The sequence below is a fragment of the Streptomyces viridochromogenes genome, from assembly GCF_001270495.1.
Classification (GTDB): Bacteria; Actinomycetota; Actinomycetes; order Streptomycetales; family Streptomycetaceae; genus Streptomyces; species Streptomyces viridochromogenes_A.
On record NZ_LGUR01000205.1, the window covers coordinates 44,807 to 63,261 of the forward strand.

The 18,455-nt window shown below is 70.8% G+C and carries 15 protein-coding genes; 6 read left to right on the forward strand and 9 right to left on the reverse strand.

Going from position 1 to position 18,455, the window contains the following annotated elements:
- Positions 1-65: 65 nt before the first annotated feature.
- Positions 66-983, reverse strand: a complete 918-nt coding sequence (gene mmuM / locus ADK36_RS24755) for a homocysteine S-methyltransferase (protein ID WP_048582617.1) — start codon at positions 981-983, stop codon at positions 66-68.
- Positions 984-1,047: 64 nt separating this feature from the next.
- Positions 1,048-3,156, reverse strand: a complete 2,109-nt coding sequence (locus ADK36_RS24760; RefSeq protein ID WP_048582618.1) for an autotransporter — start codon at positions 3,154-3,156, stop codon at positions 1,048-1,050.
- Positions 3,157-3,356: 200 nt separating this feature from the next.
- Here ADK36_RS24760 and ADK36_RS24765 point away from each other — a divergent pair, with 200 nt between their 5' ends.
- Both ADK36_RS24765 and ADK36_RS24770 read left to right on the forward strand, forming a co-directional pair.
- Positions 3,357-4,478, forward strand: a complete 1,122-nt coding sequence (locus ADK36_RS24765) for a glycoside hydrolase family 43 protein (protein ID WP_048582619.1) — start codon at positions 3,357-3,359, stop codon at positions 4,476-4,478.
- Positions 4,475-5,890, forward strand: coding sequence for an RICIN domain-containing protein (locus ADK36_RS24770; protein ID WP_048582620.1), 1,416 nt, complete (start codon positions 4,475-4,477; stop codon positions 5,888-5,890). Before ADK36_RS24765 ends, ADK36_RS24770 begins: the two co-directional genes overlap by 4 nt.
- Before the next feature lie 7 nt (positions 5,891-5,897).
- Here the strand turns inward: ADK36_RS24770 and ADK36_RS24775 are convergent, their stop codons facing one another.
- Positions 5,898-7,562, reverse strand: coding sequence for a rhamnogalacturonan lyase B N-terminal domain-containing protein (locus ADK36_RS24775; protein ID WP_048582621.1), 1,665 nt, complete (start codon positions 7,560-7,562; stop codon positions 5,898-5,900).
- A 208-nt stretch (positions 7,563-7,770) separates the two neighbouring features.
- Here ADK36_RS24775 and ADK36_RS24780 point away from each other — a divergent pair, with 208 nt between their 5' ends.
- Together ADK36_RS24780 and ADK36_RS24785 are read left to right on the forward strand one after the other, a co-directional pair.
- Complete coding sequence (locus tag ADK36_RS24780) at positions 7,771-8,847, forward strand: rhamnogalacturonan acetylesterase (RefSeq protein ID WP_048582622.1); 1,077 nt, start codon at positions 7,771-7,773, stop codon at positions 8,845-8,847.
- A 233-nt stretch (positions 8,848-9,080) separates the two neighbouring features.
- Positions 9,081-10,787, forward strand: coding sequence for a DUF2264 domain-containing protein (locus tag ADK36_RS24785; protein WP_053199074.1), 1,707 nt, complete (start codon positions 9,081-9,083; stop codon positions 10,785-10,787).
- Here ADK36_RS24785 and ADK36_RS24790 read toward each other — a convergent pair.
- Positions 10,768-12,192, reverse strand: a complete 1,425-nt coding sequence (locus ADK36_RS24790) for a hypothetical protein (RefSeq protein ID WP_048582624.1) — start codon at positions 12,190-12,192, stop codon at positions 10,768-10,770. The genes ADK36_RS24785 and ADK36_RS24790 overlap by 20 nt on opposite strands.
- Positions 12,193-12,296: 104 nt before the next feature.
- On the opposite strand from ADK36_RS24790, the gene ADK36_RS24795 reads away from it, so the two are divergent.
- Positions 12,297-12,788, forward strand: coding sequence for a hypothetical protein (locus tag ADK36_RS24795; protein ID WP_048582625.1), 492 nt, complete (start codon positions 12,297-12,299; stop codon positions 12,786-12,788).
- Positions 12,785-13,564: an isocitrate lyase/PEP mutase family protein gene (locus ADK36_RS24800; RefSeq protein ID WP_048582626.1), complete on the forward strand. Its 780-nt coding sequence runs from the start codon at positions 12,785-12,787 to the stop codon at positions 13,562-13,564. The genes ADK36_RS24795 and ADK36_RS24800 overlap by 4 nt, the downstream gene beginning before the upstream one ends.
- Here the strand turns inward: ADK36_RS24800 and ADK36_RS24805 are convergent.
- The 5 genes from ADK36_RS24805 to ADK36_RS24825 form a co-directional block, all read right to left on the reverse strand.
- Positions 13,556-14,158 (reverse strand): TetR-like C-terminal domain-containing protein, encoded by a 603-nt coding sequence (locus ADK36_RS24805; protein WP_048582627.1) that lies wholly within the window; start codon positions 14,156-14,158, stop codon positions 13,556-13,558. The genes ADK36_RS24800 and ADK36_RS24805 overlap by 9 nt on opposite strands.
- 102 nt (positions 14,159-14,260) lie before the next feature.
- Complete coding sequence (locus tag ADK36_RS24810) at positions 14,261-15,580, reverse strand: jacalin-like lectin (RefSeq protein ID WP_053199076.1); 1,320 nt, start codon at positions 15,578-15,580, stop codon at positions 14,261-14,263.
- Between the two features lie 160 nt (positions 15,581-15,740).
- Entirely contained in the window at positions 15,741-16,481 is a 741-nt protein-coding gene (locus tag ADK36_RS24815; RefSeq protein WP_048582651.1) for an ABC transporter permease, read from the reverse strand.
- A 70-nt stretch (positions 16,482-16,551) separates the two neighbouring features.
- Positions 16,552-17,358 (reverse strand): ABC-2 family transporter protein, encoded by an 807-nt coding sequence (locus tag ADK36_RS24820; protein ID WP_048582629.1) that lies wholly within the window; start codon positions 17,356-17,358, stop codon positions 16,552-16,554.
- Position 17,359: 1 nt separating this feature from the next.
- Positions 17,360-18,382, reverse strand: coding sequence for an ABC transporter ATP-binding protein (locus ADK36_RS24825; RefSeq protein ID WP_053199096.1), 1,023 nt, complete (start codon positions 18,380-18,382; stop codon positions 17,360-17,362).
- Between the last annotated feature and the right edge of the window lie 73 nt (positions 18,383-18,455).

Genomic DNA, 18,455 nt, shown 5'->3' on the forward strand with positions numbered 1-18,455 from the left:
CGGGAACACGGCAGCAACCGGTTCCCGTCCGGAGGCTAGCAGTGCGGTGGGGGAGCCGACAGACGTTATGCCTTCAATGCCCCCGCGATCCCCGAGATCGCCTCCGGCCCCACCCGGCAGCACCCCCCGATCAGCCGCGCCCCGGACGCGCGCCACCCGCGCACCTGCTCGGCGGCGAAGGTGGAGCGGCCGTTCCAGGCCCGCGCCTCGGCGTCCCAGGTCTCCCCGCTGTTCGGGTAGACGACGACGGGCTTGCCCGTCACCCGGGCGGCGGTCTCGACGGCGCCCTCGACGTCCTGCGGCGCGCAGCAGTTCACGCCGACCGCGATCACCTCGTCGGCGTCGGCGGCCAGGGCGAAGGCATCCTCCAGCGGCTGCCCGGCGCGGGTGCGGTCGCCGGCGACGGAGTACGACAGCCAGGCCGGCACCCCGAGCCCGCGCACCGCCCGCAGCAGCGCCTGGGCCTCGTCGGCGTCCGGGACGGTCTCCAGCGCCAGTACGTCGGGACGGGCCCCGGCCAGCACCTCCAGCCGGGGCCGGTGGAAGCGTTCCAGTTCCTCGACGCTCAGCCCGTACCGCCCCCGGTACTCGGAGCCGTCCGCCAGCATCGCCCCGTACGGCCCGACCGACGCGGCCACCCACAGCGGCCGCGCGACACCCTTGCCCTGCGCCTGCCGGGCCGCCTCGCGCGCCAACTCCACGCTCAGGGCGAGCAGTTCGGCCGCCCGCTCCCGCCCGATCCCACGCCCCGCGAACCCCTCGAACGTGGCCTGGTAGCTCGACGTGATCGCCACGTCCGCCCCCGCCTCGAAGTAGGCGAGATGCGCCTCGGCGATCGCCTCCGGCTGCTCCGCGAGCAGCCGCGCCGACCACAGCTCGTCACTCAGATCGTGCCCGGCGGACTCCAGCTGGTTGGACATACCGCCGTCGAGCACGACGGTTCCGGCGGCGAGGGCTTGGGCGAGGGTGATGGTGCTGGTCATGGTGGTGACGGTAGCCGAGGTGGGGGAGCAGTTCACAGTTCACCGTGCCCTGCCCGTACGTCCCCTACGCCGCGTGCCGCCCACCCCGTCGGCGTCCCCGTCCCCGTCCGCGCCCGAACCTCGTCGCCGGTAGCGCCAGCCCGGCGAGGAGGCCCGCGGCCAGGACGTACGGCCACCAGCCGAGGCCGTTGGTCGTGGCGCTCGCGGTGCGGGGGGCCGAGGAGGTGAGTGCGTCGGCTGCTGTGTCGGAGGTGGGGGAGGGGCTGGGGGTGACGGCGGTGAGGACGACGTCGTTGCCGTCACCGCCTCGGTAGCTGATCCGGTAGGCGGCGTCGTCCAGCTGGAGTTTCGCGCCCTCATCGAGGCCGGTGAAGGTGCCGGTCGTCCTCGCGCGCCCCTGGTGGTCGAGGACGGTGATCCTGCGGGGGGAGCCAGATGCGGTGGCGGCGGTCGCGAGGTCCAGGTCGCCGGCCAGGCGGACCGCGCCCGTGACCTTCAACGGGCCGTCGCGCAGGACCAGCTCGCCCCGCGCCGACTGCGTGTAGTCACCGGAGACCGTCAGGCCGCTCGCGACCACGCCGGCGTTCGTCACCGCTCCCTGCACCCTGCCCTTGCCGGTCAGGGTTTTCCCCCCGCCCACGCGCAAACCCGAAGTCGACGCGTCCAGACGGGACTTGGCCGACGTGAGCCGGATCGCCCTGCTGCGGGCGAGCGTCGCGCCGCCGCGCAGGGCGAGGGTGCCCCGCTTGACCGTCGTCGTGCCGGTGTAGGTCACCGCGCCGCCCGTCAGGGTCGTCGTCGCGGTCCCCGACTGCGTGAGCGACCCGCTGCCGCTGATGCGGGACAGGGACAGGGGCTTGCTCGTGTTGTTCAGGACCAGTGAGCCGTCGTTGACGACCTTGTAGAGGTCGCCGCGCGTGTAGAGCCCGCCGTCGCCGCCCGGCCTGCCGCTGCCCAGCCGCAGCACGGCACCCTTCTCGACGGTCGTCGAGCCGTCGTAGTACTGCACGGCGGCGAAGGTGACGTCGTTGCCCCTCGTCCCCTTGACGACGATGTCCCCGGCGCCGGGCGCGGCGAGCGTGTCGTGGAACACGCCGCCGCCGATGGGGGCGCCCAGCGTCACCGGGCCGTTGTAGTCGAAGGTGAGGAGCGAGCGGGAGCGGGCCGCCAGCAGATTGATGTAGACGGTCTCCGCCGTGCCCGGCATGAAGATCTTGTTCGTCGTGCCGTCGCCCCACTGGACGTTCGCGCCCTTGATGTTGGTGCCGCGCTTGTTGACGTTCTTGCGCGCCGGGGTCCAGTTCAGAGCCGGGTCGCTGAGGGAGGGGTTGGTGTCGCCGCCCTGGTCCGACCAGCTGTACTGGCCCGTCAGGATCACCTTGCCGCCCGGTCGGGACTGGACGTTGATGTCGCTGCCGTACTCGCGCTGGTAGAAGTCCATCCCCATGGTCACGGTCTGGCCCAGCGGGGTGTCCACGGTGTACGTGCCCTGGTTGAGGAGCTTGCGCAGGTTCGGCAGCGACGTCGCGAACTCCGGGCGTCCCGCGTTCACCTGCGTGCCGTTGTCGATCACCCCGGAGAAGGGGTGGCTGCCCGACAGGTCCCAGGTGCCCCAGAGGAACCGCGGCTGGGTGATGAGCCCGGAGCCGCTGATCGTGCCCAGGTTGTAGGCGCTCCTCAGCGACAGCCGCAGGGTGCCGTCGACCCGGATGTTGTCCTGGTTGAGCCGGAATGCCGGGGTGTTGTACGGGAAGTGGCCGATCAGGCCGGTCGTGCCGCCGTTGCCGTACTGCAGGGTCGCCCCGCGCTCGACCGTGATCGCCGGCGGGTCCGCGGCGGTCGTCGTGACGTACGGGTGGTTGCCGCCGAGGACGCTCACCTTCTGCCGCTGCCGGGACTTCGGCAGGGTGAAGTCGCTGTCCCTGGTCAGGACCAGCGTGCCGGTGCCGCGCACGGTGAGCGTGCCCTCGCCGCGGAAGACGCCGTCGTACGTCGTCGTCCCCGACGGCACGGTGACCACCGTGTCGCCGCTGAGCGTCACGTCCCGGTCCGCGAGGACGTCGGCGGTCACGTCCCGGCCGGCGGCCGCCGCCGGGGGAGCGGCGAGGGTCAGGGCGGCCACCGCCGCGAGGGCGCCGACGGCCGCTGCTGTCTTGTGGGTATGACTGCGCACGTCATCGGAGACGGGCGGGGAGGGCGCCGATAACAGAAAATCGCGGCTTTTTGGAAAGCGCTCTCCCCGTCACGTCGAACCCGTTGACCTCCTGGTTCCACACCCTTACCTTTTCGGCGTTCGTAATAACAGATCATGTCCGTCATTTCGAACAGCCCCCCTCGAACAACTCCCCCCTGAGAACCCGAGAGGCAGTCCGCATGAGCCGCGCAGACGACCTGCCCCAAGCTCCTGAACTCCCCCAAGCCCCTCAAGTCCCCAGTCGCAGACTGCTGCTGAAGGGCGCCGCGGCCGCCGGCGCCCTGACCGCGGCCTCCGCCCTCCCCGGTGTCGCCCACGCCGCACCCCCGAAGGCGGCCCCCTTCGTGAACCCCCTCGTCCAGCAGCGCGCCGACCCCCACATCAACCGCCACACCGACGGCTTCTACTACTTCACGGCCACCGCCCCCGAGTACGACCGCCTCATCCTGCGCCGCTCCCGCACGCTGAACGGCCTGACCACGGCCGCCGAGTCGGTCATCTGGCGGGCCCACGCCACCGGCGACATGGGCGCGCACATCTGGGCGCCGGAACTGCACCGCATCGGCGGCAAGTGGTACATCTACTTCGCCTCCGCGCCCGCCGAGGACGTGTGGAAGATCCGGATCTGGGTCCTGGAGAACTCCCACCCCAACCCCTTCAAGGGCACCTGGGTGGAGCGGGGCCAGGTCAAGACCGCCTGGGAGACCTTCTCCCTCGACGCCACCACCTTCACCCACCGCGGCACCCGCTACCTCTGCTGGGCGCAGCACGAACCCGGGCAGGACAACAACACCGGGCTCTTCCTGTCCGAGATGGCCAACCCGTGGACCCTGACAGGACCTCAGATCCGCTTGTCCACCCCGGAGTACGACTGGGAGTGCGTGGGCTTCAAGGTCAACGAGGGCCCGTACGCCCTCAAGCGCAACGGCCGCATCTTCCTCACCTACTCGGCCTCCGCCACCGACCACCACTACTGCGTCGGCATGCTGACCGCCGACGCGGACAGCAACCTGATGGACCCGGCCAGTTGGGCCAAGTCCCCGACCCCGGTGTTCACCAGCAACGACACCACCAAGCAGTACGGCCCCGGCCACAACTGCTTCACCGTCGCCGAGGACGGCCGCAGTGACGTCCTCGTCTACCACGCCCGCCAGTACAAGGAGATCGTCGGCGACCCGCTGAACGACCCCAACCGCCACACCCGCATCCAGAAGCTCGGCTGGAACCCGGACGGCACCCCGAACTTCGGCATACCCGTGGCCGACGCCACCGCCGCGACCGTGAAGGAGAGTGCCGGATGACGAGACGTGCGTACGCGGTCCTGCTCGCCCTCTGTCTGGCCCTGGCCGGCGCCCTCGCCACCGCGGGACCGGCGCAGGCGGCACCGCAGACCGTCACCAACGGCACCCAGTTCACCGACCTCTCCGGCAACCCCGTGCACGCCCATGGCGGCGGGGTCATCAAGGTCGGCTCGTACTACTACTGGTTCGGTGAGCACCGCAACAGCGACAACACCTTCCGGTACGTGGACGCCTACCGCTCCACCGACCTGAAGAACTGGGAGTTCAGGAACCACGTCCTGACCCAGTCCAGCGCCGCCGAGCTGGCCACCGCCAACATCGAGCGCCCGAAGGTCATGTACAACGCCTCCACCGGCAAGTTCGTCATGTGGATGCACAAGGAGAACGGCAGCGACTACAGCGAGGCCCGCGCCGCCGTCGCCGTCTCCGACACCGTCGACGGCAACTACACCTGGCAGGGCAGCTTCCGCCCGCTCGGCCAGCACATGTCCCGCGACATCACGGTGTTCGTCGACACCGACGGAACCGGCTACATGGCCTCGGCCGCCCGCGAGAACTACGACCTCCAGATCTACCGTCTGACCAGCGACTACACCGGCATCGCGGCCCTCGTCGCGGACCCCTGGCACGGCGGCCACCGCGAGGCCCCCGCCCTGTTCAAGCGGAACGGCGTCTACTTCATGCTGACGTCGGGCGCGACCGGCTGGAACCCCAACCAGCAGCAGTACGCCACGGCCACCAGCATCGCGGGCCCGTGGACCGCGATGAAGAACATCGGCGACTCCACGACGTACGGCTCGCAGACCGCGTACGTCCTTCCCGTGCAGGGCACTTCGACCACCTCGTACCTCTACCTGGGCGACCGCTGGGGCAACTCCTTCGGCGGCACCGTCAACGACTCCCGCTACGTCTGGCTGCCGCTGACCTTCCCCTCCTCGACCTCGATGTCCATGTCCTGGTCCCCGGAGGTCACCATCGACACGGCCACCGGCTCGGTCAGCGGGACCAGCGCCACGTACAACACGCTGATCGCCCGGAACTCGTCCAAGTGCGCCGACGTGACCAGCCAGTCGCTGTGGCAGGGCGCCCAGATCAAGCAGTACGACTGCAACGGCGGCAACAACCAGAAGTACTGGTTCAAGTCGGTGGGCAGCGGCTACTACCAGCTGCTGGTCCGGAACAGCTCCCTGTGCGTGCAGGAGAACGCGAACACGGTGACCCAGGAGAACTGCAACGCCTCCTCGACCAGCCAGCAGTGGTCGGTGACCACCACCGGCTCCTACGTGAACATCAAGTCCCGCGCGACCGGGGAGTGCCTGGACGTGAACGGCGCGTCCACCGCCAACGCCGCCGCGATCATCACGTACACGTGCAACGGCGCGACGAACCAGCAGTGGACGCGCGGAACATGAGGAGCCGTCAGGCGAGCAGGTCGATCGCGTCGATCGCCGTGCCCGCGCTGAGATAGCCCGTCGTCCCCGAACCGCTCACCACGTCGATCTTCAGCACGTTGTACTGGCCGGTGTCCGTCTGCCAGGCGGACGCCGGCACGCTGTACGTGAACGTGTGGTTGTTGCCGCGGTAGGAACCGTTCGTCAGCGACCGGGTGTTCGGCTGCGTGGGCGGGGAGGGGATGGCGGACGTCCAGTTGCCGTTGACGGACACCTGGGGGCGGCCGTTGGCGTACGCCGTCGTCACCCCGATCCGCAGGGTGTGCGCGGCCGCCGCCTGGGCCGCCGTCAGCTTGAAGTACACCAGGATCCCGCTGTTGACGTCCTTCCAGAGGTAGCAGGGGAAGGACGCCGTCTCGTTGTTGCCGATCACCACGTTGCCGGTCCAGGAGGCGGCCCGGACGTCCGAGGGGTGCGCATACGTCATCAGGTCGGCGTTCTTGAAGCCGCTCGGCGCGCCGTTCCAGTCGCCGATCCGCCAGATCGCGGTGGCGTTGCTCGGGTCGTTCGAGGAGGGGATGGCGATCGTGTTGAGGGTGGTCGTGCCGCCGGCGGTGACCGTCACCGACCCCGTGTACACGGCGAGTTCGCCCTTGAAGACGGTCAGGGTGTACGTCCCCGGCAGCACACCCCCGATCGAGAAGAAGCCGTCCGACGAGCGCGCCGAACCCCAGTACTGGGCCGTCGAGTTGGCGATGCCGACCGTGTACGGGTAGGCCGTGTTCCGCCCGGAGATCCCGACCCCGGCCACCTTGCCGCGCCCGCTCGCGCCGACGTACCCGGACATGCCGAGCGAGTCCGCCCACGAGGTGGTGAGCGTGCCGGGGAACAGCGACGAGGAGGGTGCCCCGCCGTCGGTGAGGGCGATGACGTACGGGCCCTGGAGGCCGAAGCGCTGGGCCTCGGTCTGGTTCTGGCCGTAGTACAGGATCTCGTACAGGCCGCCGCCGTCCGCGCTCTGGTGCCGCAGCAGCGAGCGGTAGAACGGGCCGCCGGACGCCTTCTCGTGGTTGCTGCGCACGATCCACAGGCCGACGTTGCCGGTCTTCCAGCCGATGTAGTCGTAGTCCATCACCCGCAGCTTGGAGTAGTGCTTCGAGCGGGTCTGGCCGTCGGACTTCGCGAAGACGTCGGAGGCTTCGATGGTGCTGTTCGTGTACGTGTAGGAGTCGGGCTCGTCGTTGAGGAACAGGCCCTTCTTCACGCGCAGGATGTAGCGGGTCGCGGAGACCGACGTGTCGGCCTTGTTGGTCCACAGGTAGATGTTGTTCTCGCCGCTGCGGGCCGCGTAGTAGTGCCGCAGCGTGCCGTAGGCGACCGAGATCAGGATCGTCGTGCCCGACTGCCTGATGGACACGGTGGAGCTGCCGAGGCCGGACTCGATGTGCGAGTTCATGCCGCCGTAGCCCTGGTACTCCGTGCCGCGGTAGACCAGCGAGGTCAGGTCGCCGTTGGACTTGCTGACCTTGAAGACGAGGTTGGCGCCGGTGTTGACGACGTAGTTCGAGCCGTCGTCACTCCAGCCGAAGGCCGCGGCGGAGGCCGTGCCGCTCAGCGCGGCCGTGCCTGCGGCGGCCGCGGTGCCGAGTACGAAGGTGCGGCGTCGGACCGGTCTGTTGGCGGATCCGGACATGGGGGTGCCTCCTTCGAGAGGTCTGTGGGGGTGGTGGTGAGGGGGTGGTGCGGGTGAGAGCGAGGGTGACAGTTGAATCGATTTCGCGAAAGGGCTTTCGTGACGGAGAAGTTGGCAGTCTTATGAAATCGGGCCTAGGTCTAGAAAGCGCTTGCGGAACCGGGTACGGTCCAGCGCCAGACCTTGTCGTCTGTGGAGGAGCCGACGAATGAGACGTTTCAACCTCGCCGTCCTGGCGGCGGTGACGCTGAGCACCGGCCTGTCCGCCGTACCGGCCCAGGCGCACGGGTCGTACGACGGCCGGCGCCCCCTCGGCCTCGCCGACTGCACCGCCACCGCCTGCCACTTCGACGTCCCGCCCGGCACGTACGACGTGAAGGTCCTCCTCGGCGGCGAGGCCGCGTCCAGCACGAGCGTCACCGGCGAGACGCGCCGCGCCCTGCTCCCCGAGACGGCCGCCCCGGCCGGCGAGCGTGTCTCCCGCAGCTTCACCGTGAACGTCCGCACGCCGGAGGGCGAGCCGACGGGCCCCGCAGGGACCCCCGGCCTGGACCTCGTCCTCGGCGGCTCGGCGCCCGCACTCGCCGACATCAGGGTCACCCCGGCCCGGCACTCCCGCCAGATCTTCCTCGTCGGTGACTCCACGGTCTGCGACCAGCCCGGCGACCCGTACTCCGGCTGGGGCCAGCAGCTGCCGCAGTACCTCCGCAAGGGCGTGTCCGTCGCCAACTACGCCGACTCCGGCGAGAGTACGGTCACCTACTTGGGGAACCCGCAGCTCTGGGCCACCGTCCAGCCGCAGATCCGCCGCGGCGACCTGGTCCTGATCCAGCTCGCCCACAACGACAAGACGACCGACGAGGCGACGTACCGCGCCAACCTGGAGGCGCTGGTGGCGGGCGTGCGCGAGAAGCGCGGCGAGCCCGTCCTCGTCACCCCGATCGTGCGCCGCTGGTTCAACGCCGACGGCACGCTCAACAACGGCACGGCCCTGCTGGTGAACGGCCTGGGCGTGGACCATCCGGCCGTCATCCGCTCGATCGCCGCCGCCGAGGACGTCCCGCTGATCGACCTGACGGCGAAGACGAAGGCGGTGGTGGAGTCCCTGGGCGTCGAGGCATCCAAGGCGCTGTACCTCTACAACGAGAAGCGGGACAACACCCACACCTCGGTGCACGGCGCCACGGTGTACGCGGGCCTGGTCCGCGACGAACTCTTCGCTCAGCATCTGGTGCCAGGACCTGTCTTTCGGCCCGGCCCGACCTTGCCCGACGGCACCTCTTGAACCAGGGTGAGCGGGGTCTGGTGCGCGTAGCTGCAAGGCGGAGGAGGGAGTCGACGCGATGGGGGAGTCGGCGACCGACGACAAACGCGGCAGATGTGCGTGCCAGACCCCGCGACCAGGGCTGGGCCGAAAGACAGGCCCTGGGCCTGGTGCGGGTGGGATGAACCCCTGGGGCGTTCCGACCGGAACCGGGGCGCCCCAGGTCTGAACCAAGCCGGCGAGAAAGAGAACCGATGCACCTGCCTCCGGATGACCGCACGCTGAGCCCGCGCACCGGCTACACCCGCGCCCACTGGGAGGCGGCCGCCGACGCCCTGCTCGGCGCGGTCGAGCCGTACGCCACCGAGGACCGCGCCCTCTACCACTTCCCCGGCGACCGTCAGAGCTGGTCGGGCCGCCTCTCCGACGGCTTGGAGGGCTACGCCCGTACGCTCCTCCTCGCGGCGTTCCGCCGGGACGAGACGGCGTTGGAGCGCTACGCCGACGGCCTCGCGGCCGGCGTGTGCGGCGTCTGGCCCCGCATCGAGGACCGGAGCCAGCCGCTGGTCGAGGCCGCGTCGATCGCCCTCGCCCTGCGGCTGACCCGGCCGCTGCTGTGGGACCGGCTGGACGACGCGGTACGGCAGCGGGCGGCGGCCTGGCTCGGGGACGGGCTGACCGCCGAGGCATGGCCCTGCAACTGGGAGCTCTTCCCGGTGACGGTGGGCGGCTTCCTCCAGGAGGTCGGGTACCAGGCCGAGGAGTCCCGCAAGGCGATCGACCGGGGCCTTGAGCGCATCGAGCAGTGGTACGTCGGCGGCGGCTGGTACACGGACGGCGACGGCCGGAAGTTCGACTACTACAACGGCTGGGCCATGCACCTCTACCCGGTGCTGCACGCCTGGCTGGCCCAGGACGAACGGCTCCTCGACCTGTACGGCGGCCGGCTCTCCCGGCACCTGGAGGACTATGCCCGCCTGTTCGGCGGCGACGGCGCCCCCCTGCACCAGGGCCGCTCCCTCACCTACCGTTTCGCGACCACGGCCCCCCTGTGGCTCGGCGCCCTCACCGGCCGTACGCCGCTCACCGCGGGAGAGACCCGGCGGCTGTCCTCCGGCGCGCTGAAGTACTTCCTGGAGCGGGGCGCCGTGGACGGGCGCGGCCTGCTGACCCTCGGCTGGCACGGCCCGGACGAGGCCGTCCTGCAGGGCTATTCGGGCCCCGCCTCCCCGTACTGGGCGAGCAAGGGCTTCCTCGGCCTGCTCCTCCCGGCCGACCACGAGGTGTGGACGGCGGCGGAGGAACCCGCCCCCGTCGAGCGCGCGGACGCGGTCACCGCCGTCGCCGCCCCCAACTGGCTTCTCCAGTCCACGCGTTCCGACGGCCTGGTCCGCCTCCACAACCACGGCAGCGAGGACGTCCGCTACGACCCGTACTACACGCGCCTCGCCTACTCGACGGTGACGGCGCCCGCCCCCACGTACGACAACAGCGTGATCGTCGGCGACGATCCGAGCCGCACGGACATCGTGCCGCTGGGGGTGGGGGAGGGCTGGGCGGCTTCCCGGCACTCGGTCGGCGACGGGATCCGGGTCGGCAGTGTGGTGCTGGCCGAGGGTGCGGTGGAGGTGCGCGTCCATCGGGTCGTGGGCGCGGCTCCCGGGACGGCGGTGCGGGTGACGGGGTGGGCGGCGGGCGAAGGCTGCCGGTCCGAACTCGCGCCCGTGCACGGCCTGTTGGGGGACTCGGAGCTGACGGGCGCGACGGAGGACGGCCCCACGGTGTTCGTCGCCCTCGCCCGCCTCACCGCCGAAGCGGACCCCGCACCCCTTCACGAGCTGGTGTCCGTGCGGGTGGCGGAGACCGGTGAGATCCGCGTCCGCTGGAGCACGGGGCGCGAGGTGCGGGTCCGGTTCGCGGGAGAGGGCGACCAAGTGGACGTCAGGGCTTCAGACGAGTGATCTGCAGAGTCGTCGTAGTGGGCGACGCACCGGTGAGGGGCGTCGCGTACGACGGCTTGACCGGCACGGACGCCCAGACCAGCGTGGAGTCCTTCTGGACCGCGATGTCCCCGGTGATCCGGGTGCCGACGACCTTCGTGGCGCTCTGGAACCTGCCGTTCCAGTCGATGAGCCGGAAGCTCGTGCCCGCGAACGTCCCGGTGCAGGTGCCGTTCTCGCACTCGGCGTTCTTCAGGGACTCCCAGGACAGCAGCAGCCGGTCCTTGCCGTACGGGGCGAGGCGGACGTTGACGTGCTCCGTGCCCTTGGTGTCGGACAGGCGGATCGCCTTTCCGGGCCCGGAGCTGCGGTTCTTGAGGAAGGCCACCGCCACCTGGTGGGTGCCGGTCATGGGCGTGACCGTCCAGCCGCGCCCGCTGGAGTCCGCCGGGTTCTTCTTGGCGGAGGCGGCGCCTCGGGAGGCGAAGGCGGTGGCGTAGCGGCCGGTGGAGGACTTCACGAGGTCGCCGGTCCGGCCCGGGTAGGTGCCGCCGCAGTAGCCCGCCCAGCACTGCTCACGCTGGACGACCGGGGCGTTGTCCGGTGCGCCGATCCCCGTCGACACGAACAGGCCCGAGCGCCAGTCGTCGAAGCAGAGGGAGGTGAAGGCGCCCGTCTTCTCGGGGTGGAGGGCGATGCCCTCGTTGTGGCTGCACCCCCAGCTCCAGCCGCCGCTGAGCTTGGCGCCCTTGGCGCTGACGTACGACAGCTTGTCGCCGAAGTGCCCGTCGGCGAAGCCGCCCGCGCCGTGCACGACGAAGTACGCGCCGTACTTGGTGCCGTTCCAGGTGAGCTGGCCGTCCAGCGTCGGGGATGTGTCGTTCGTGGCGGTGCCGGTCAGCTTGGTGCGGAAGGTCTGCTTGCCGTTCGTGTAGCGCACGATGGCGGCGGCCGTCTCCTTCCACTTGTTGGTGTCGGCGACCCGGGTGAGCAGCGCGAAGCCGTCGTTGTGCGCGACGAGGCCGCCGACCTCCTTGGTGCCCTTGACGACCGTGTCCGTGCCCGAGCGCTTGCCGGCCGCGGTCAGCGGGGTGACGTGGACGCCGTCCGCCGCGGGCCAGGCGACGCGCAGGGTGCCGTTCGGGGCGACGGCCGTGGCCGTGCGCGTCCACTCGCGGGTGTTGTTGTAGCCGGCGGACAGGTAGGGGAACTTGGCCGGCAGGCTCACCGCGGTGGACTTGGGCGTGAGGTCGGGGGACGTGCTCGGCGCGGCGCCGGCGGTGGCGTACCAGGCTCCGACCAGGGCGGCGGTGGCGGCGAGGCCCGCGACGAGGGGCTTGCGGGCGGCACGGGACCGGCGATGGCCGGGCGCTCCGGAGGCGGGCGGGGGTGTCGACGGGGAAGTCGAGTGTCTTGCGGAAGTCATGCCCTGCGGTCGCCGCCGGGACACGCCAGGTTGCTGAAGGTTCAAGAGCGTGGTCCAGATCACTTCGGCCGGCACCGAAACGACGTGCGCCTAGCGTCTCGGGCATGACCGAAACCGTCCGTCAGGCCCCCTCCACCGCCGTCACCGGCATGGTCGACCACGTCCTCACCCTCGCCGCGACCTGGCCTGACTGGGACGGCCGCCTCGCCCATGTCGACGACCGTGTCTACACCCCGCACAAGGCGGTCCGGCGCGTCGCCGATCACCTCATCGACCATCTGGCCGAGCTGGAGGCCAGGCTCGCGGGCGAGGAGCCCCGGCCCGACCGCTGGCACGCGTCCACCGTCACCACCGAGGCGGACCTCGCGCCCTTCACCGTGGAGGACCTGGACGAGGCACGCAGCCGGCTGACCCGCCTCGCCCGTATCTGGGCGAACCGACTCGACGCCCTCAGTGAGGACCAGCTGGACCACTCGCCCGGCGTCGGCTGGAGCTTCCGCGAACTCGCCCGGCACCTGGCGGGATCGACGTACTACGCCGACGCCGTAGGAGACCTCTCGCCGGCCGCCGCCGTGCCGGAGGAGGGCCGCTCATGACCGAGTTCGCCGGACTCCACCATGGCGACGAGCCTCTGCTCCTCCCCAACGCCTGGGACCACGCCTCGGCGAGAGCACTCGCCGACCAGGGCTTTCGCGCGATCGGCACGACCAGCCTCGGTGTCGCCGCGGCCGCCGGCCTGCCCGACGGGACGTCGGACACACGTGACGAGACCCTCCGGCTCGCGCTCGCCCTCGGCTCCGATCCGTACCTTCTCTCCGTCGACGCGGAGGACGGCTACAGCGAGGACCCCGACGAGGTGGGGGAGTTCGCCCGGGAGCTCGCGGCCGTAGGCGCCGTCGGTGTCAATCTGGAGGACGGTCTCGGCTCCGTCGCGCTGCACGCCGCGAAGATCGAAGCCGTCAGGTCGGCGGCACCCGGCCTCTTCGTCAACGCCCGCACCGACACGTACTGGCTGGGTGACGGAGAGGGCACGCTCGACCGTCTCGACGCGTATCAACAGGCCGGCGCCGACGGTGTGTTCGTGCCGGGTCTCACCGAACCCCGGGAGATCGACGCGCTGGTGAAGCGACTGGACGTGCCCCTGAACGTCCTCTACTCGCCGGCCGGCCCCACCGTCCCCCACCTCGCCGACCTCGGCGTCCGTCGCGTCAGCCTCGGCTCGCTGCTCTACCGGCGGGCGCTGGGCGCGGCGCTGGAGGCCGTCGCGGAGATCAGGCAAGGACGTGCGCCGGGCGGAACCGTCCCGTCGTACGACGCCGTGGACGCGCTCAGCCGCCGAGGAGGGGACACGGCGCGCTCCCGGTCAGCCTGACACCCGGGGCGGCTGCCGGTCGGGCTCGTTGCGCGGCCAGTTCGCGAGGGCCACGTGCAGGGCGTCGACAGCACGCTCCCAGGACCTGGCCACCTCCCGGGGAGCGCCGAAGGCGCCGGTGGACTCCAGCGCGCAGTAGCCGTGAAAGGTGCTGCGCAGCAGGCGGACAGCGTCGGTCAGGTCGGGTTCGTCGAGGCCGTAGGCGCGGAGCATGCCGTAGGTGATCTCGGCGGTGCGGCGCATGGCGGGGGAGTCGGCGACGAGAGCCTGGTCGACCCGGGTCTGGGTCGCCGCGTAGCGGCCCGGGTGCTGGAGGGCGTACTCCCGGTAGGCGTCCGCGAAGGCGGCGAGGGCGTCCTTGCCGGCCCGTCCGGCGACGGCGGCGGCGATCCGGTCGATCATCTCGCCGCCGGCCAGCAGGGCGACCCGGGTCCGCAGGTCCTGAAGACTCCTGACGTGCGAGTACAGACTCGCGTCCCGCACCCCGAAGTGCCGGGCCAGCGCGGACAGGCTGACGTGCTCGAACCCGACCTCGTCGGCGAGTTCGGCGGCGGCCGCGGCGAGGCGGTCGGCGGTGAGTCCTGCGCGGGCCATGGGGCGGTGACCTCCGGATACGTACCTGGCCAGGGACGCCTGGCCCCCTGGGAGCATCCTAGAGTGAGGCCGGTCAGCCGCCCGCCGCCCCGTCGGCGCCGGTCAGCCGATCGGCGCGTACAGCACTCCCAGCTTGTCGATCTCGTCACCGGCCCGTCCCGTGAACCCGACGATCTGCCGGCCGGACGGTGCCGTGAAGGTCGTCGTGTCCGAGGTCGCCGTACCGGCGGACAGCGTGCGGCCCTTGTCGGTGGTGAAGGCCGCCGAGAAGATCCGCGTACGGCCGTCCCTCTGGCCCTGCGTCAGCTTCACGGAGGTGAGGTGCTCGCCGGCGGCCAGTGTCAGGGACGTCGCCGTGCCGCCCGTACCGCCGTGGGTGAGGGTCGTGCCGCCGTCGTGCGTCAGGGACAGCCCGTCCAGGCGGGAGCCGCCGCGCAGGGTCAGGGTGCGCGGGGACACGGAGGCCGGCAGGTCGTCGGCGTCGTTGAAGGCCGTGCCGTGCGGGCCGCCGAAGAAGTCGCTCGCCGCGAGGGACGAGTTGAGGGTGTAGGAGAAGTCGACCGTGTGCGGGAAGTGGTCGGAGAGGTTGCCGCCCGCGGAGTCCAGGAACGACGCCCACTCGTTGTTGTAGCGGGTGGCGTCGAGTGTCAGGAGCCTGCTGCCGCGGTAGAGGACCTTGTCGACGACCTCGCAGCCGTTCGGCGGCGCCGTCGTCGGGCACACCAGCGCGTCCGCGCCCTGCGTCGGCCGCACGCCGCCCTTGACCAGCCGCACCCACGCGTCCGTCAGACCGTTCTCGTCGGCGAGGGTGCGGATGTTGTCGCCGCTGCGGGTGTACCGGGTGTTGGTGTCCCCCATGACGATGACCGCGTTGCCGGCCGAGTTCGCCTGGATGAAGTCCGACAGCTGCTCGACGTTGGCGCGCCGCGCGGCCAGCGCGTCGTCCGTGGCGTCGGCGTTGGTGTGGACGTTGTAGAGGTCCACGAAGACGCCCTCGGCGAGCCGGACCCGGGCGAGCGAGAACCCCTTGGGGGTCAGGCAGTTGGTGCCGGTGCAGTTGTTCCACTTCACCCGCTGGAAGTCCTCGAAGGCGTAGTCCGAGAGCGTGTTGAGGCCGTCACCGAAGGGCACGCCGCCGCTGGTCGCGGTGCGGTACGGGTGGTTGTCGCCCGCGTACAGGGCCGCGTGGTAGTTGAAGTCCTCCTGGACGTTCACGATGTCGTACGCCGCCAGCCGCGGCGAGATCAACGGGGTGTTCGTCGCCGGATTGCCGGAACTCAGGCCCTCCGGAAGGCCCGCGACGTTGTACGTCAGCACATTGAAGGTGCCGGAGGCGGCGGCCGCCGCGGGCGTGCTGCCGGTGGCGGCGAGGCCGGTGACGGCGAGGGCGGCGGCCGCGAACGCGCCGAGGAGTCTTCTCATGGTGGGGGTGTCTCCGCTCAGGAAACGGCAGGGAAGATGAACGCTGTTCAGGTTCGACGGCAACCAGTGTGACGGGCAAGGGCGGTTGGGGAAACAGTGGGAGTCAGGGGAGTTGAACGCCTCCAGTGAGAAGGCCCCGCCCCGCCACCCGTAGCCACGGTCATCCGTTCACGCCCGCGTAGTGCCCCAACCCCCACCGCCACAGCCACCGTGCTCCCAGATACGCCAGCAGCCCCAGCAGGGGCGAGGACGCCGCCAGCCAGTACGGCACGGCCGTGTCGTGGCCCGTGAGGACCGCGGCGGGGAAGTACGCCACGAAGGCGAGGGGGAGGGCGAAGGTGAGGAAGCCGCCGACCGCCTTGGGAAGCACGTTCAGGGGGTAGCTGCCGAAGGTGCCGAGGAGTTCCTCCAGCCAGCGCCCCCAGTAGTCCGCGGCGGGATAGCGCAGGCACGCCGAGGCCACCGCCGTGAACAGGGCCGCCTCCAGCAGCATCCCGCCGATCACCGCGGCGATCAGATAGGAGACCCGGCCGGCCGACCAGTCCAGGGTGCTGCGGCTGAGCGCGCCCGCCATCAGGCCCGCCGCGACCGTCAGGTCACCGATCGCGTTGGTCGGGAAGTAGGCGAGCTGGACCTGGCGGTGCACCGGCATCGGGCGGAGGAGATAGATGTCGATCCTCCCCTCCTGGATCTGCCGGCCGATGAAGTGCGTACGCCCCAGCAGGAGCACGAACAACCCGTGAGCGAGCATCCGGATCGCCGGGATCAGCAGTACGTCCGAGCTCTCCCAGCCGCCCATCCCGGTGAACCGCGCCAGCAGCACCGTCGCGAACACGATCACCGACATCTGCCAGATCGCGCCGATCGCGATGTTCAGCAGGAACTCGGTGCGGTACTCCATCGCGGCACGGATGTTGAGCAGCGAGATGCGCCACACGATGCGCAGGGACTTCACAGCCTTGACGGACACCTCAGCCTCCCTGCGAGATCACGCGCCGCGCGGCCCGCCGCCACACCCACCGGGTGAACAGCGCCAGCGCGACGACCCAGGCCGCCTGGACGGCCAACTGGGCGCCTGCGTCGGACAGTTCGATCCGGCCGACATAGATCGACAGCGGCACGCTCAGCGTCGCCTGGAACGGCAGGAAGCCGCTCAGCGTGATGAACCAGTCGGGAAAGAACCACAGCGGCGCGTACACCCCGGACAGCAGGTTCTGCGCGAAGATCAGGATCAGCATCGCGGAGTTGTTGCGGATGGTGAAGAAGCACAACTGGTCGAGCAGGAGCATGACGTAGTACAGGACCCACTGTCCGAGCACCATGCTCACCACGAACACCCCTGCCACGGCCGCCGACCCGGGTGGTTCCACGACCCCCGCGGCGAGGCACACCACGTATCCGCCCAGTGCCCACGCCAGCCCGTACAGCTGCTCGCCGAGGGCGCGCAGGGCGTAGTAGCGCTGGGGCGGCAGCGGGCGCAGATACCAGTACACGATGGTGCCGAAGTGCATGTGCTGAAGGACGGTGTCCCGGCCCGCGTACTGGTCCAACTCCCGCAGGCGGGAGGCGAGTACGGCCAAAACGGCGTAGGTGACCGCCTGGTCGCGGCTCAGTCCCGCGGTGGTGCCGGTGTGGGAGTACAGGCCGCGCCACAGCGACGCGACCAGGACCACCTGGACGGTCAGCCGGAGCAGGACGGCCGTCATCCGGGGCGGCGTGTGCAGCTCGCCGAGCGGCGTGACGCGGGCGGCGCGCCAGCCGTGCAGTACGGAGGCCATCTCAGGCTCCTTCCGCCGCGGCCTCGGCGGGCGCGGGCTCGGCATGCGCGTACGCGGCCCGCATCACGTCCTCCAGGTCCGCCTCGTCGAGGGCGAGGTCCGTCACCTCGTACCGTTCGATGACCTGCTTCAGCGCCTGGTGCACGGTCGGCGCGTCGGGGCCGTCCGGGCCGAAGACCGCCTGCGGGCCCTCGCGCCGCAGCAGCGCGACGCCCGGCAGCGAGCCGACCTCGGTGTGCGGGTCGGCGAGCGTCACCCGCACCTGCCAGGTCGAGCCGAACTCACGGCGGATCTCGTCGAGGGTGCCGTCCAGGACGAGCCGCCCGTGGTTGACCAGGACGACCCGCTCGGCGAGCCGCTCGACCTCGGTCATGTCGTGGGTGGTGAGCAGGACCGTACGGCCGCGCTTCTCCACCTGGTGCCGCAGGAACTCCCGCACCTGCTCCTTCACCACCACGTCCATGCCGATGGTCGGCTCGTCGAGGAAGACGACCTGCGGGTCGTGCAGCAGGGCGGCGGCGAGGTCGGAGCGGACCCGCTGGCCGAGGGAGAGGTGGCGGACCCGGGTGTCCCAGAAGGAGGAGAGGTCGAGGAGGTCGTCGAACTCCTTGAGCCTCGCCGCGTGTTCGGCCTTCGGCACCTCGTAGATGTCCCGCAGGATCGCGAACGACTCGCGCACCGGGAGGTCCCACCACAGCTGGGTGCGCTGCCCGAACACCGTGCCGATGTTGCGGGCGTTGCGCTCACGCTCCTCGTACGGCACCACGCCGGCGACGCGGGCCTCGCCCGCGGTGGGGGTGAGGATGCCGGTGAGCATCTTGATGGTGGTGGACTTGCCGGCGCCGTTCGGGCCGAGCAGGGCGAGGAGTTCGCCGGGGGCGACGGAGAAGGTCACGTCGGAGACGGCGTGCTTGGCGACCTTCCGCGGATTGACCAGGGAGCGGAGCGCGCCGGCGAAGCCGGGGCGGCGGACGGTGGTGTGGAAGGTTCGGGACAGACCGCGAACCTCGATATTGCCATTCAAGTGCATCAACTCCTTTGTTCTGAGCACAAGTAGCGGCCGGTCGGCATCTGCGCCGACCGGCCGCGGGCGACCC